Genomic DNA, 15,115 nt, shown 5'->3' with positions numbered 1-15,115 from the left:
CGTGGCTGACAACAGGTATATGAACCCAAGCGCAGACCGGTAAGACATGCCCGAAAAGCTAGTCACCTTTCTCACCACGAGGGCGCAATACGCCCGAATCAAGACCGTTCTATTGGGTATTCAGGAGTCCACCGAACTCGATTTAGAAGTCGTGTTATCCGGGGGAGCAACTGTGCATGACTACGGGGATCTTCGACCCGTTCTCAAGAGCGACGGATTAGAGATCAACCACGAGTTGACGAATCTACTCGACGGTGGCTCTCCCGTTGCTCAAGCGAAAACGACCGGTCTGGAATTAATCGAATATTCGAGCGTTATCAACGAATGCGACACTGACGCGTTGATTCTGACTGGAGACAGGTTCGAGACGATGGCGGCGACCCTCGCAGCTTCTTACCAGAACGTTCCCGTCTGCCACTTTGAGGGTGGTGAGATTACTGGCTCGATCGACGATAAAGTCCGGCACGCGACGACAAAGATGTCGGATTATCACTTTGTGTCGACGGAGCGCAGCAAGAGAATTGTGGAGAGTCTCGGGGAAAATCAAGATAGGATTTATCGAACTGGATGCCCCTCCATCGATATTGCGGCAGAGATTGAACGGAACCGGTCTGACCACTACGACCCCCAAGAGGAATATGGCGGAGTTGGTGATCGGGTTGATGTAGATGAACCATACATTGTTGTGCAGTACCATCCGCTACCGACTGAGTACCAGAGTAATTACGAAAAGACCCGATTGTTGATTGAAGCAGTAAACAGACTAGACGTGCAAGTGTTCTGGTTCTGGCCGAATATGGACGCCGGAACAGATCAGGTATCTAAGGCGATACGCGAGTACCGTGAGGAGAAGGCTCCAGACGGAGTGCGGTTTTTTATCAATCTCGAGCCGAAAGACTACCTGACACTTGTAAGTAACGCAGCTTGTGTTGTCGGAAACTCGAGTGTTGGGATTCGCGAATGTTCGTACTTCGGAACTCCTGTAGTGAACGTGGGTAATCGGCAATCGCACAGAGAACGCGGTCCGAACGTGGTGGACGTGGAGTGCGAAACGTCGGCAATCGAAGAGGCGCTCAGAACCCAAATCAAGCACGGTGAGTACGACCCCAGCTTCATTTACGGATCTGGAGGCGCAGCCGACAGGGTAATCGATATTCTAACTTCGATCACATTCGAACGAAAAGAGCCAATGAGCCCCGAGCAAGCTGGGGTTCAACCGGAAGTAAAAGATACTTCGCCGAGGTAAGTTATGACGACTATGAACAAGATTCAGATTGGTAGTGACGAAGTACCGTTCGTTATAGCGGAGGTCGGAATCAACGCCGGCGACGATATCGAATTGGCGAAGCGGTTCATTGAGGTGGCTGCCAACTCCGGTGCGGACGCAATAAAGTTCCAAACCCACCTTTCAAACGAGGAGATGGTTGCAGAGGAGATGGAGAAAATCGGCGCCGGTGAGGTCTACGAGGTGGTCTCCGGTTGTTCCTTTTCGAAGGACGAGCACCGGGCGCTAAAGGACCACTGTGACCGCGAAGACGTAGAGTATTTGTCGACCCCGTTTTCGGTAAAAGCTGTCGACTGGCTTGAGGAGCTAGATGTCTCCGCGATCAAGATCGGGTCTGGTGAGCTGACGAACTACCCCCTGCTCGACCGGGCAGTGGAGGCAGGCGTCCCCCTGTTAGTCTCTACGGGGATGAGCGACTACGGTACTATCGCAGATACAGTCGACTTCCTAAATGAAAGAGATGCTAAATTCGGTCTTCTCTACTGCGTATCCGAGTACCCAACTGATCCAGCCGACTTCCAACTGGACACCATTGAAGAGATGAAGACGAAGTATGATGTTCCCGTGGGATTTTCTGACCACTCGACGGGGGTGGAAGCGTCAGTCATCGCGATGGCTCGCGGAGCCGACTTCGTAGAGAAGCACTTCACCATCGACCGGCGGCTACCAGGGCCGGACCAAGAGGTGTCTATCGAACCCGAAGAGATTGATACACTGACTGACTACGCAGAGCTAGTGCACAGTACTTCGGGGAGAGAGAAGTTCACCACGGACGAGGAAGCGGACGTCAAGGCGTGGGCACGACACAGCATCGTGACTGCGGAAGATGTGGAAGCTGGTCAGAGGCTCACTGAGGACGACCTCACCACTAAACGCCCCGGAACAGGAATTAGTGCAGACCGCTTCTACGAGGTCATTGGCGAGGCCATAGACGTCGACCTTCCAGCAAACAGCGTCGTCAAAGAAGACCATCTAAGGCCAGAGTAGGTGATGCGAGTGCAGGGTCATATGAGGTTCCGTAGTGGACGAATTTGCTGGAAAGGAATAGAGCTGAAATGACATTCTCGATTCCAGAGATTCACGCCACACTCAACGATCTCGAATCCCGATTCCGCTTGTTCGACCGGACTGTTGAAGACGTCCGATACTGGGGGCGAGTTCGAAACGACATCTACGACGATATCTGCAGTTCGGTCGGGGTATTCGGCGAAGCGAACGCTGAGCCCGGTGAGTCTTGGAGTGACCGATTCCGCGGCCTACATCTACTGTTCCGCAATGCGATAATTCGGAATCCCTACTTGGTATCCCAACACGATCTTCTCTTCTACTCACACCCTCGGAGAAAGAAACAACCTGATGGAACGTGGTGGGACCTATATACGGACCCAATTCTTGAGGAACTAAACCTTGACGCGGTCTCAATCGAGTACGATCACGGATTAACCCACTATACTCCCGCTCGGACTAGCTCTCTCAGGTACACGGACCTCATCGAGTACTGTGGTACCCTCTACAAAATGTTGCCTCACTACGAGCTTTCGGACGCGGAAGCCGAATATTTAGCGAGAGTTGAGGAGGCATTCGAGACGGCTTTCGGAGTGGAGATTGATGTAGCCGAAGCGGTTCGAGAGGAGTTGGCCGAGAGAAGGATTCTCGTTCCACTCTACGAGTCCCTTCTGACTCGGGTGAAACCGAAGGTTGTCGTGCTCGTCGTCAGCTATGGGAAAGAATCGTTCATCGAGGCGTGTCAGAATGTGGGGGTCCCAGTGGTAGAGTTACAACACGGATCTATCTCGAAATACCACTGTGGGTATTCGTATCCTTCTGACGAAGAGAAAGACACATTCCCGGATTACTTCTTGACGTTCGGGGCGTTCTGGCGTAATAGGTTAGACCTGCCAATTGACGAAGAAAATGTCTACGACGTCGGATACCCGTATTTAGAACAGAAAGCGTCCGAAGTCAGCATAGAACGGACGTCCGAAGCAAATTCGAAAAGACGGGTTGCGTTTATATCCCAAGGAACAATCGGGGCCGAGTTGTCGAAATTCGCGGTCGAGTTGGCAGAAGCTACAGAGGACGAGTGTTCGGTGATTTACAAGTTACACCCCGACGAGTACTCTACCTGGAAAAGTAAGTACCCGTGGCTAGTCGAATCACCAGTCGAAATTCACGGAGATGAATCAATGACGCTCTATGAGTTGTTCTCGAGCGTCGATATTCAAGTAGGTGTGTATTCGACTGCAATTTACGAAGGTCTCTACTTTGACCTCAAAACGTACGTTCTGGATATTGAGGGAGTACACTACGTTCAGGACCTGATTGACGACGGCACAATTACCACTGTCTCTTCTCCGCAGGACCTCATTGGCGAACTTGGTGAAGAGACAACCGTGGAATATGACTCAGAACGGTTCTTCCAGCAGAATGCTATTCAGGAATTCGAACGGCGGCTAAATCAAATTATGGATGAAGAATAGATCGACATCTGAACATGCCAATAAATGGAATTGGCAGTTCAGAAGTGCGGACTCAGGACTGCAACGAGCTCAAACGTCCAGTGGAACCCCGGACATTCAGGACGTAACTTCCATTCCACGAATCCCTATTTGTACTATCTTCACACTTCTGCATCTCATGCCCGGGTTCGGTCGATACAAGCATCCACGAGGACGGACGTTGTGTCAACCACCGGAATGTCAAATTCAACCTCGAGAAGTGCTAAATCAGTGCAACCGACGATTAGGCAACTAACTTCTCTCTCCATCAATTGCCTGATTACCTCGTCATACGAGTCTTGGGCCTGCTGATGGTTCTTCCGCTTAATATCGTAAATGCAGCTCATGAGAGCATCCCTGTCAGCTGGCTCCACTAGATCCACTGGCGATTCGGCGAACTCGTCATCGTACACTCCAGCTTCCATGACTGTCTCTGTAGCAAGTAGCCCCGCAGATTCGATCCCCATCTCTTCTATCACTTCTCTCGTCCGTGATATCATATTTATGAGCGCGGCGTCCGATTCAGACGCAAGGTCCTCAAAGTAATAGTGAGCCGTATTGCACGGTAAGGCTAGCACGTCAACGCCAAGTTCCTCCAACCGGTTCACGTTGCGTTTCAATCGTGGGAGTGGACTCTCCGCCCCCTCGAGGATAGCCTGGTTTCGGTCAGGAATCTTCGGGTCGTTGTAGACTACCGTTTCGATGTGGTCCTGGTCCACTTCTGCCGGCGTGGCCGTAACCAACTTATCCATGAAATCCACCGTCGCCTCCGGCCCCATCCCCCCAAGAACACCTAATACTCTGTCGAATTGGGTATTGTCGGTGTCATCAGACATACTATCTACACCTCGCTACGGAATGTGTCTTCCATATTTTAGTTTTATACGTATCCGAGACTCTCAAGACGCCTCTCGACTGATTCGTCGTCAATATCCTTCTCTTGGTGCTCAAGTGGCGCGTGGTTGTTTACCATCTGATCAGTCTCAATAGAGTCGACCCTGAACCATGGGACTCTACGCAGGGTGGGATGGCGAATTGGGGGATGTTCGTATCGGTCCCATTCCCCGAGAAGTTCACCGTGGTCAGAAGTCACCACAACTGGGCAATCGAGCCGTCTGGCTAGTCGACGGACTTCTGACAGAGCGAGCTTGAGATTCCCCACGTACCCCCGTTCGATATCAGCCTTCTCAATTAGTCCTTGCTCAAGAAGTGGACGATACCCGCGCAGTTCATTGTCCGTCACAGAGATATTGTACTCGAGTTCTTCCTGCCAGGTCACTCCCTTCTCTACTTTCTCCCGAACCGTGATTTCTGTCGTTTCTCTCAAATACTGAGTGCGTTCCTGCCCCGTCAGTTCGGTAGCGTCAACATCGGTTTTGTGTTCCAGTGGTATCATCGAGAACCCGTTCTCACCAACAAAGGGGAGATGTGGTTGTAGATAGTGAACAACCATCCGGGTTGGGCTGTCTCGTGCTGCGACTTCTAGAGCGGTATCGGTCATTACTTCAGGTCGGACGGTCCGGTCGTCTTCGTCCCATCCAAAATTGTACGCGTCGACAAACTCTGAGACGTGGTCGGCTGCACAGAATGTCTCGTAACCGAAGTCGTTGTTCCGGGGAGCGTACTCGAAGTTGCCGATAATCGGGTTCGAACTAATGTACGTCAAATCGTACTGCTGGTCCCACACCTTGGGACCCCATTCAGGGGTGAGACTACCGGGACTCCAGGCAGCAGAAACTTCGCCGTCGAGATAATCACCGATTACTGACTGGAATTTGTCGTATCGGCAGGCGTCGAGGACGACAAGTACGAACTCGTCATTAGCGTTGACGAAATCGTGTATCAACTCGGCTTGATCTGGGTGGCGATGGAACGTTTGATGTGCCGCTCCGTAGAAATCTATCGCCCGGTCGCCCAATTTTCGAGCGACGTATCTAATCGCTCTCTCTGGATTCTTCACACCCTTTTTCAACAATTCCACACTATTCTCTGCCATAGGTGTCTCCCTAATAGCGGTTCAACTGTAAAGTATCTCGGGGTGAGGACGGTACCAAGTCCAGACGCACTACCGTTGTAGTGAATCGTATCCGATCTGGTCGACTGCGTAGCAGAGAAGGGCGAGGCGAAGTGTCTGTCGGACAGAACCGTGTTGCTTCTCAGCTTCAAACTGGTTATCGATGACGCCAGTGGTTTCGATGTAATCCGCAGCTTCCTCCAAAATTTCCGTATCGATATCGTCGAGAGGGTTGTTGTCGGTGAATCTATAGTACACTGGCCGAATCAACTGGAGAAGGAATTCCGGAAAGGAGTCGTCAACACGCTGTTTCAGTCGCTCCGACACGGGCCTTCGAATGCGCCCATTCTCTGTGATTGAGGCCTGTTTCCGGCCAGAGAAGAGCGGCGGTTCGAGAATGTCGGGAAACAGATCTTTGATCAGATGAATGCGGATACGCTCCCCGGCGCGATATTCGGTAGGGAAGTCGATGACTGGTCGACTCAACTCGTATGTCGCGAGCGGTGCTATATGGAACGTGAACTCGTTCGCCGAGCTTGCGTAGGCCGACTGGGGGCGACCAAACAATAGTTGGATCACCTTTGAGAATTCACCAATATCGAACGGTTCTTCGAGGGGTTCATTTGTGAGTTTCTGTAGAGCCGCCTGACACTCGTCAACAAGTTCTTCTTCGTACTCACTTCGGTTGCGAAGAGAGTTCTCGAAACAGTCTACCGCTGTGAAGTAATCTTTCACCAGATCTTCGAATGATATTGGAGTTACATCGGACATCTCCCAAAAGTACGTATTCGATACCGTCCCGAAGCCATAGCCACTCATCACCAACTCGGGCATATTCTCTCCTCGGTCAGTGAACGAATCGAAGAAGGAAGTCGTAGCTCCGTACATTAGGAAGTCAAACCCATACGAACGGAACAGATTATTCCAGGTATCTATTCCGAGAGGATACTCTTCCCGCCAATCAAGTTGCTCAAACGGCAGGTCGTACCTATCTGCAAACCGTTTAGCCAGCATAGCATCGCTGTCTTTCGTATTCGTCAGCTTGGAGTTCCCCACGCCGTAGAGAATTATCGGCTCAACGCCCTCGTTCAACAAGCCACCGAGGACGGTTCGAGAGTCTAAACCGCCGGTTGCCTGGACACCGATCGAGTCGGAGGCCTGCTCCAATTCTTCGAATGTGTCTCGCACACGACTAGCGTAATCTGTCAGAACATCCCCGAAAGAAGCATCCGTATAATCCCAGTCTCTCTCTGGTAGACCGACCTCTGACACACGCAGGGTGCCGTCTGTGAGATTGACTTCTAACATCTCCGATCCGAAGAGTCGATCAACACTGTCGAATACACTAGCTTCTGAGATCTCGGAGTATTCGATAGCTAGTTCAAATAGCTGGTGACGATTGACTGTTCTCGAATCAAGTGACCGTGAACAAGCGGCAAGCCCATCCGAGATAATCCAATTCTCGCCTGACATATAGTAGAGTTCGAACACGCCGTTGGGGTCTGTGAAAGCCGTCAATTCGTCGTCCTCGCAGACCACCACTGCGTAATGACCAAGCCCCTGTTCCCGAATTACGCTCTGATTCCCAGACGTCACGTGTTCGTAGACTAGCTCTAGGACCTCCCCCCCGATTTTTCCATCTAGAATTAGCGTCCCTACAACTGCTACGAAATCACCGTCGTCGAATGCTCGAAAGTTCTCATTCTCGATGCACCGCTTGTGGTACGTCCTCAGCGCGACTTCCTCCCGGTCGATAGAACCAGACATATTTGCTGTCTGGATTCCGGGACTTGATTCTATATCTGCAACCGAGTCGGAGCTTGAGGTGGCAAAGAAACGGGTCATACTGTCTGGTGACGAAGATTCCTGAATAGAGTTTTCGTTTCTACTCGATTTAGATGCAATCGTCTAACTAAGACCTTAACAACAAGGATATATTCTACCCCGGTCAAACAGGCCCTAATGACAGAGGAGGAAGAGGGCTCTCGACCGGGCATAGAATTATCATCGGCCGGAGGCTGTATGGAAACGGCTGCAGCTATGTGTGAAAAGCGAGAGTCAATGACTGAGGACGGGTATACTACAGATGACCCTGTCCTTTCCCTCATCGGCGATACGCCCATCGTAGAGTTTCCGCAAGACTTCGCTGGGGAACTCTTCATAAAACTAGAAAAAGAGAACCCAACCGGGTCGATGAAAGATCGCATCGCTCTGGGCATGGTTCTGGAGATGGAGAAGTCAGGTGAGTTGACGGATGGGGATCTCATCGTCGAAGCGTCTTCAGGCAATACAGCCGGTGGAGTGGCGTTAGTAGCCAACCGACTGGGTTACGAGAGTGTGATAACCACCCCTCAAACAACGACCCCTCAAAAAACCGGGTACGTCAAAGCCTTCGGGTCTGACTTAGTTGAGTGTCCGGATGTTGATTCTTCTTCTGAGGATCATTACAGAAACACTGCCGAGAGGATTGCCGAGAATCGCGGCGGCGTCTTTCTCGACCAGTACCACAACCAATTGAATCCTGAAGTCCACAAGAAGTGGACGGGGCCCGAATTATGGGGTCAAGTAGATGACTTAACACACGTGGTGTGCCCCATGGGCACTGGCGGGACGCTATCCGGGATTGGGAAATACATCAAGCAGAAAGACGAATCTGTAGAAATCGTTGGCGTCGACGCCGATAAGTCGAATATCAGCTCTGCGTTCTATGGGGAAGAGCCAGTAGAGTACTGTACCGGAATCGAAGGCTTAGGGAAAGGAAGTGAGACGCCTACAATGTGGTTTGACTACATTGATCGAGTTGCGTCAGTCGACGATGAAACAGCCATGGCGTGGACGAGGAAATCGGCAGAGGAACATGGTCTCCTGATCGGTCCCTCGAGCGGGGCCGCATTGAGCGTCGCGACTAAAATCGCGGAGAAAGACGGCGATGCAAACATCGCCATGATAGCCTGCGATGGCGGCGAGCAATACTTCGACACTATTTAACTAAGTCTGCTCGAGATTTGGGTATGTGGAAGGGAGGAGACGAACCGCCGAATTTAGTCTTTGTAATCCCCGTGTATAACGACGCCGCTGGCATCTCAGAGACCCTAGATTCTCTACTCAAGTTGCGCGATCAGCAGAAAGTTATCGTCGTTGACAACGGATCAACCGATGACTCTCGGTCTCAAATTCGGAAATACACTAACCGTTACAAGAGTGTCAATCTCATCGTCGAAGACGAAGTACAAGGTTCCTATGCCGCTCGAAACCGGGGAATACGGGAGGGAGAAGGTGAGGTTATCGCGTTCCTTGATGCCAATGAGACGGTAGAAGAAGATTGGGTCGATACTGCCCTGAGAGCGATGAAAAATCAGAACGTCGATTACCTCGGCTGCAATGTCGAACTTGCTCTCCCCGGAGATGGGATTGTCGGCAGATACAACGCTAGCACTGGGTTCCCAGTGGAACAATATCTCGATGAGCAGAACTACGCCCCGACGTGTGCACTACTCGTAAAACGGGAGGTCTTTGAGGATGTCGGCCTTTTCGACGCTCGGCTCATCTCTGGTGGTGACCGGGAGTTCGGCGAGCGCGTCCACGAGGCGGGCTACAAGCAAGGATACGCGGGGGATGCCACCGTCTACCACCCCGCTCGAACGTTCTTCGAGTCCCTCGCGAAGAAGAACTTCCGCGTCGGACGGGGCTTCTGCCAGAAGCAGCGCTACTACCCGGAACGCTACGGCAAGCCCGGCATCCCACCGACGCCGAGCGGGCCGAGCGGCGGCGACGACGAGGATGAACCTGACTCCATCTTCACGAGACTCGCCTTTGCATTCCTCTCGATTGCGATGCTCGCGGCTCGCGGTCTCGGCTACTACTACGAGTACGTCTTCGGCGAGAAACGCGACGACATCCCGGCGCCTAGGAATTAGCCTTCTCCACCAGATTCGGCGTCGCCATCGCGTACACGTACCCGAGTCCGACCGCGGCCGTGAACACGAAGATTGCCACGAGCTGCTGGAACCGCTCCAGCGACGGCGACTTCACCAGATTCTTCGCGCGCTTCGGGACGAATCGGGTCAGTAGCTGCTTCAGGTAGCTGCTCTTGTTGTCCTCGGCGTCGGGGTAGAGGAGGTCCATCACGCGCTTGGAGTACCCCTGCCAGAACGACCGGAACACGAGCCACCCGAACTCGCCGCGGTAGTCGAACAGTTTGTGGTGCACCCGCGCGTCCTGCGTGAACACCATCCCGCGGCCGTACTCCTCGCGCAACCGAATCCCCACGGGTGCCTCGTGCGCCTGAAGGTGCTTGTCGCCCTTCCGGCCCGTGTTCGGGTCGTACCCACCGACCTCCAGAAACTGCTCGCGCCGGTACGAGATGTTCGAGCCGTACGTGTTCCGGACTTCCTCGCCGTCTTCCGCGAATCCGGGCTCGACGCAGCCGACCAGCCAGTAGAACTCGGCGGGGAAGAAGTCCGGTTTCTCCACCTGCCAGTCCGGGACGACGTCGCCGCCGACGGCGATAGCGTCCGTCTCCTCGTACACTTCGACGAGCTGTGCCACCCAGTCCGCTTCGGCGGTGGCGTCGTCGTCGATGAACGCGACGACGTCACCACTCGCCAGCTCGGCGCCCTTCGTGCGGCTGTACGAGATCCCCTGGTTCTCGTCGTTACAGTGCAGTACGACCTCCTCGCGGTCGCCGAAGTCCTCGCGGACGCGCTCGAAGACCTCGTCGTTTCCGTCGACGACGAGGACGACTTCGAGGTCGTCGTGGGTCTGGGCGAGCACGCTCTCGACGGCCTCGGAGAAGGGACCGTAGCGGTCCATCGAGTACGTGCAGACGACGACTGAGACCTTCATCACCGGGAGTGCGCTCGTGTCGCGAATAAGGATTGTGCTTCCCGGCCATACGAGATGGGGTTCCCATAGACGGCCACGCAAGTGGTAGTCGGGACGGGTTGTCCAGCGAGTCCCGGGTACAAACATGACGGCACGTCTCATCTATAGCGGCTATTCGCGGACGCCATCGAGCCCCTCACTCCATGGGGAGATGACAAGGCTTATTCGCGCGCTGACGGACCCTAAGGGCAATGAGCGAGAAGACCGAAGCGTCGGGGCTCTCTTCCGTTTCGTTCGACGCAGCCCTCGACGCCATCGAAGACTGGTACCACGTGCCCGCCCTGGGCGCGGTGCTCGCGTTCATGTTCTGGGTGCGCGTGCAGGCGTGGGAGAACTTCACCCAGGACGGCCAGGTGTATCTCTCTGGGAACGACGCGTACTACCACCTCCGCCAGGTGACGTACACGGTCCGGAACTACCCGGACACGATGCCGTTCGACCCGTGGACGAACTTCCCGAACGGGACGCTCGCGGGCCAGTTCGGTACGCTGTTCGACCAGATTCTGGCGACCGTCGCCCTGGTCGTCGGCCTCGGTAGCCCCTCCGAGAACACCATCGCGATGGTGCTGGTCATCGCACCACCGGTCTTCGGCGCGCTGCTGGCGATTCCCGTCTACTTCATGGGGAAGCGGCTGGGCGGCCGCCTCGGTGGGGTGTTCTCCGCGGTCATCCTCGGCCTGCTGCCCGGGTACTTCATGATCCGGACGCGGGCCGGTGCGGCGGACCACAACGGCGCGGAGCCGCTGTTCATGGCGCTGGCCGTGCTCGCGATGATGGTGGCACTGGCCGTCGCAGAGCGCGAGAAGCCAGTCTTCGAGCAGTTCCTCGACCGCGACGTCGCGGGCCTCCGAGGGGTCGTCGGCTGGAGCGTACTCGCCGGCGCCGCCACCGCCGTCTACATGTGGGTGTGGCCGCCGGGCGTGCTTCTCGTCGGCATCTTCGGCGCGTTCTTCCTCGTGAAGCTCGTCGGCGACTACGTCACTGGTACGAGCCCCGACCACGTCGCCGTCGTCGGCGCCGTGAGCATGGCGACGACCGCACTCATGATGTTCGTGCCGCTCGGAGAGAGTGGGCTCGGTGTCTCCGGGTTCTCCTTCCTGCAGCCGGTGTTCGCACTCGCGGTGGCGTTCGGCTGCGTGTTCCTCGCGTGGCTCGCCCGCGAGTTCGACGACCGCGAGCTCTCCGAGCCGGCGTACGTCGGCGCGGTCTTCGGCACGCTCGTTGTCGCCGTCGGCGTGCTCGCGCTGATCGCGCCCAGCTTCTGGTCGACGCTCCAGGATCAGCTGTTGAACTACCTCGGTCTGAGCGCCAACGCCAGCCGACGTACCATCGGCGAGGCACAGCCGTTCCTCGCCCGGAAGGCCCAGTACGGGCTCGGAACGTTCGGCGTCGTCTTCCTCGAGTACGGGCTGGCGTTCTTCACGGCGCTCGTCGGTGCCGCGGCGATTCTCCTGAAGCCCCACCTGACGAGCGGGAACGCTCGTCGCATTCTCGGTGCAGGCGCCGGAGTCGCGGTCATCGCGCTCGTGTACGTCTCCCCGCCGGTGTCGGCGGCCATCGGCGGCATCTTCGGACTCGGCGGCCAGCTCACGGCCCTGCTAATCGTCACAGCGACGCTGACGGCGCTGGCGGTGACCGGCGGCTACGAGGCCGAGAAGCTCCTCGTCGTCGTCTGGGGGGCGTTCATCACGTCGGCGGCGTTCACGCAGGTGCGGTTCAACTACTACCTCGTCGTGCCGGTCGTCGTGCTGAACGCGTACGTGCTGAAGGGCGTGCTCGCAGCTATCGACCTCGACAAGCCGGCGTCGGCTGTCGAGGACGTGAGCTGGTATCAGGTCGGGACGGTGACGATGGTCGTTCTCCTCATCCTGGTGCCAGTCGCGGCGCCGGCCGTCGCGGAGGCGACGAACAACGACTCCCAGCGGGGGTCGGCGACGCCGATCACCCTGACGAACAGTCAGGGCCAGCAGGTGCCGCTGCAGTCGGCTATCACCATCGGCAAGAACAACGGCCCCGGTGACGTGACTGCGTGGGGCGACGCGATGGCGTGGTACGACGACCACACCCCCGACCAGGGGACGTACGACGGCGCGGACAACGCCGACGAGATGCGGTACTACGGGACGTACGCCCAGACCGACGACTTCGACTACCCCGACGGCGCCTTCGGCGTGGTGTCGTGGTGGGACTACGGCCACTGGATGACCGTCATGGGGGACGCCGTGCCGCACGCGAACCCGTTCCAGCAGGGCGCCACTACGGCCGCGAACTTCCTGCTGGCGAACAACGAGAGTCAGGCGCAGTCCGTCCTCGAGGGCATCGAAGAGGACGACGCGAAGAACCGCTACGTGGCGGTGGACTGGAAGATGGTGATGCCGCCGCGGCCGGACCTCGGTGCGGGACAGTCGAAGTTCGGCGCGCCGGTCGTGTTCTACGACGGGCCGCGGGACCTCTCGGCTGGTGACTTCTACCAGCAGGCGTACAACGCGCAGTGGGAGGAGGGCCAGATCAGACAGGGACAGGTCCAGTACTTCCAGCAGTCGCCGCTGCTGAAGAAGCAGGCGTACTTCGAGTCGATGATGGTGCGGCTGTACCGGTACCACGGCTCCGCGAAGCAGGCGCAGCCGGTCGTGCTGGACTGGCGGGAGACACTGCGCAACGTCAGAGGGCAGCCGGCGGTGTTCGACGCGGCGACGAACAACACCCGCCAGTTCGACACAATGGCGGAGGCCGAGGCGTACGTGGCCAACGACACGTCCGCCCAGATTGGTGGCTTCCAGGACCTGCCGCAGGAGGACATCGAGGCCCTGCAGCACTACCGGCTGGTCGGAGTCAGCGACGACCACACGGCACCGGCGAACCTCTGGTACTTCGGCGGGGAGCTGAACCCGGCGTACTACCCGACGTCCGTGAAGCTGTTCGAGCGCGTCGAGGGCGCTGAGGTGACCGGAACCGGTCCGGCGAACACCACGGTAGAGGCGTCGGTGACGCTGAACATGTCCCAGATGGCCAACGAGCAGGGGCAGAGCCCCGAGTTCACGTACACGCAGTACGCCGAGACGGGCGCCGACGGCGAGTTCACGATGACGCTGCCGTACTCGACGGACGGCTACGACGAGTTCGGGCCCGAGAACGGCCACACGAACGTCTCCGTGCGCGCCAGCGGTCCCTACGAGTTCACGACCGGAAACCAGACCGCCGACGACGGCCTGACGGTCGTGGAGTTCTCGGATTCGGCCGACGTCTCGGAAGCGCAGGTGCTCGGTGAGGGCGACGAGCCGGTGACCGTCGACCTCGAGCGCGAGGTCGTCGACGAACCGGAGGGCGCCCAGAACAACACCTCGTCGACGAGCGAGTCCGTCACTGCGCCGAGCGACCTGACCGAGTCTGAAGGGGACGCTGACGGCTCGCAGTCGGGCGGCGTGGACGTGACGACTGGCGCGGTGCCGGCGCTCGCGGGCGCCGCAGTGCTCGGTCGGCTCCGGTGATGGCGGCGCGGGAGTGGGCCGCCGTCTACCTGAAAGGCGCGGCGATGGGCGCGGCCGACGCGGTCCCGGGCGTCTCAGGCGGGACCATCGCGCTCATCACGGGCATCTACGAGCGGCTCGTGAGCGCAATCGCGGCGCTCGACCCCGGGGAGACGCTGGCGTTGCTTCCGCTCGTCCCGAAGCTGGGGCGTGCCGACGCACGCGACGAGCTCGGGACGGCGCTGACCGACATGGAGGTGCCGTTCCTCCTGGTGCTCGGCGTCGGCGTCCTGACGGCGGTCGTGACCGTCGCGAACGCCGTCGACGTCGCGTACCACGAGTACCCGGGGGTGACCTTCGCGTTCTTCTTCGGGCTCATCGCCGCGTCCGTCGTCGTGCTGTTCAGCGAGGTGTCGGCGGACACGCCCGGGCGCGTCGCTGCCGGCGTCGGTGGGTTCGCGTTCGCGTTCGTTTTGAGCGGGCAGGCGCAGGCGGGCCTGCTGCCGGGTGGCCTGCCGGTGATGTTCGTCGCCGGCGCGGTCGCCATCTGCGCGATGGTGCTGCCCGGGGTGTCGGGGTCGCTCATCCTGTTGACGCTGGGGAAGTACGAGACGATGACCGGCGCGGTCAGCGACTCGGTCGACGCGCTGTTCGCCGGGGCGCTCGGCGACGCCGTCGAGCCGCTGTCGACGCTCGTGGTCTTCTCCGCTGGCGCGCTGGTCGGCATTCTGACGTTCGCGCGAGTGGTGAAGTGGGCGCTGGAGCACTACCGGGCGGCGACGCTGACGTTCCTCGTCGCGCTGATGGCGGGCGCGCTGCGGGCGCCGGCAATCGAAATCGCTGACGCCACGAGCGCGTGGACGGTGGCGTCCGTCACGCCGCTGCTGGCTGCGGGCGTCGTCGGCGCCGGCGCGGTGCTGGTGCTGGATGCGACGACTGACGACCTGGACTACTGAGACACTTTTCT

11 protein-coding genes are annotated in these 15,115 nt (G+C 57.5%); 7 read left to right on the top strand and 4 right to left on the bottom strand.

What is annotated here, in order from left to right; genetic code table 11:
- Positions 1-46: 46 nt before the first annotated feature.
- The 3 genes from neuC (at position 47) to LT971_RS14915 (ending at position 3,765) form a co-directional block, all read left to right on the top strand.
- Positions 47-1,246: a UDP-N-acetylglucosamine 2-epimerase gene (gene neuC / locus LT971_RS14925; RefSeq protein WP_237007742.1), complete on the top strand. Its 1,200-nt coding sequence runs from the start codon at positions 47-49 to the stop codon at positions 1,244-1,246.
- Between the two features lie 12 nt (positions 1,247-1,258).
- Positions 1,259-2,272 (top strand): N-acetylneuraminate synthase family protein, encoded by a 1,014-nt coding sequence (locus LT971_RS14920; RefSeq protein WP_237007741.1) that lies wholly within the window; start codon positions 1,259-1,261, stop codon positions 2,270-2,272.
- A 68-nt stretch (positions 2,273-2,340) separates the two neighbouring features.
- Positions 2,341-3,765 (top strand): hypothetical protein, encoded by a 1,425-nt coding sequence (locus LT971_RS14915; protein WP_237007740.1) that lies wholly within the window; start codon positions 2,341-2,343, stop codon positions 3,763-3,765.
- A gap of 155 nt (positions 3,766-3,920) precedes the next feature.
- Here LT971_RS14915 and cuyB read toward each other — a convergent pair whose 3' ends face one another.
- From cuyB to LT971_RS14900, 3 genes are all read right to left on the bottom strand, one after another.
- Positions 3,921-4,619 (bottom strand): cysteate racemase, encoded by a 699-nt coding sequence (cuyB, locus tag LT971_RS14910; RefSeq protein WP_237007739.1) that lies wholly within the window; start codon positions 4,617-4,619, stop codon positions 3,921-3,923.
- Positions 4,620-4,663: 44 nt separating this feature from the next.
- Positions 4,664-5,779: an alkaline phosphatase family protein gene (locus LT971_RS14905; RefSeq protein WP_237007738.1), complete on the bottom strand. Its 1,116-nt coding sequence runs from the start codon at positions 5,777-5,779 to the stop codon at positions 4,664-4,666.
- Positions 5,780-5,848: 69 nt separating this feature from the next.
- Positions 5,849-7,642, bottom strand: a complete 1,794-nt coding sequence (locus tag LT971_RS14900) for a hypothetical protein (protein WP_237007737.1) — start codon at positions 7,640-7,642, stop codon at positions 5,849-5,851.
- Positions 7,643-7,759: 117 nt separating this feature from the next.
- Here LT971_RS14900 and LT971_RS14895 point away from each other — a divergent pair, with 117 nt between their 5' ends.
- Positions 7,760-8,785: a PLP-dependent cysteine synthase family protein gene (locus tag LT971_RS14895; RefSeq protein ID WP_237007736.1), complete on the top strand. Its 1,026-nt coding sequence runs from the start codon at positions 7,760-7,762 to the stop codon at positions 8,783-8,785.
- A 23-nt stretch (positions 8,786-8,808) separates the two neighbouring features.
- Positions 8,809-9,714 (top strand): glycosyltransferase family 2 protein, encoded by a 906-nt coding sequence (locus LT971_RS14890; RefSeq protein WP_237007735.1) that lies wholly within the window; start codon positions 8,809-8,811, stop codon positions 9,712-9,714.
- Here the strand turns inward: LT971_RS14890 and aglG are convergent.
- The gene (gene aglG / locus LT971_RS14885) at positions 9,704-10,642 is read right to left on the bottom strand and encodes a glucosyl-dolichyl phosphate glucuronosyltransferase (RefSeq protein WP_237007734.1); all 939 of its coding nucleotides are present in this window, start codon (positions 10,640-10,642) and stop codon (positions 9,704-9,706) included. The two genes, LT971_RS14890 and aglG, sit on opposite strands and share 11 nt — an antisense overlap.
- A gap of 230 nt (positions 10,643-10,872) precedes the next feature.
- On the opposite strand from aglG, the gene LT971_RS14880 reads away from it, so the two are divergent.
- Positions 10,873-14,169, top strand: coding sequence for an oligosaccharyl transferase, archaeosortase A system-associated (locus LT971_RS14880; protein WP_237007733.1), 3,297 nt, complete (start codon positions 10,873-10,875; stop codon positions 14,167-14,169).
- A complete protein-coding gene (locus LT971_RS14875; RefSeq protein ID WP_237007732.1) occupies positions 14,169-15,104 on the top strand; it encodes a DUF368 domain-containing protein in 936 nt (311 codons plus the stop codon). Before LT971_RS14880 ends, LT971_RS14875 begins: the two co-directional genes overlap by 1 nt.
- Positions 15,105-15,115 lie beyond the last annotated feature (11 nt).

Source organism: Halobacterium rubrum, from assembly GCF_021729015.1.
Classification (GTDB): Archaea; Halobacteriota; Halobacteria; order Halobacteriales; family Halobacteriaceae; genus Halobacterium; species Halobacterium rubrum.
Note: the sequence above shows the minus strand (reverse complement) of the source record. Positions and strands in the feature narration are given on the sequence as shown.

Coding starts and splice junctions, on each gene's coding strand:
- neuC (WP_237007742.1), top strand. CDS start 47: ATGCCCGAAAAGCTAGTCACCTTTCTCACCACGAGGGCGCAATACGCC.
- LT971_RS14920 (WP_237007741.1), top strand. CDS start 1,259: ATGAACAAGATTCAGATTGGTAGTGACGAAGTACCGTTCGTTATAGCG.
- LT971_RS14915 (WP_237007740.1), top strand. CDS start 2,341: ATGACATTCTCGATTCCAGAGATTCACGCCACACTCAACGATCTCGAA.
- cuyB (WP_237007739.1), bottom strand. CDS start 4,619: ATGTCTGATGACACCGACAATACCCAATTCGACAGAGTATTAGGTGTT.
- LT971_RS14905 (WP_237007738.1), bottom strand. CDS start 5,779: ATGGCAGAGAATAGTGTGGAATTGTTGAAAAAGGGTGTGAAGAATCCA.
- LT971_RS14900 (WP_237007737.1), bottom strand. CDS start 7,642: ATGACCCGTTTCTTTGCCACCTCAAGCTCCGACTCGGTTGCAGATATA.
- LT971_RS14895 (WP_237007736.1), top strand. CDS start 7,760: ATGACAGAGGAGGAAGAGGGCTCTCGACCGGGCATAGAATTATCATCG.
- LT971_RS14890 (WP_237007735.1), top strand. CDS start 8,809: ATGTGGAAGGGAGGAGACGAACCGCCGAATTTAGTCTTTGTAATCCCC.
- aglG (WP_237007734.1), bottom strand. CDS start 10,642: ATGAAGGTCTCAGTCGTCGTCTGCACGTACTCGATGGACCGCTACGGT.
- LT971_RS14880 (WP_237007733.1), top strand. CDS start 10,873: ATGAGCGAGAAGACCGAAGCGTCGGGGCTCTCTTCCGTTTCGTTCGAC.
- LT971_RS14875 (WP_237007732.1), top strand. CDS start 14,169: ATGGCGGCGCGGGAGTGGGCCGCCGTCTACCTGAAAGGCGCGGCGATG.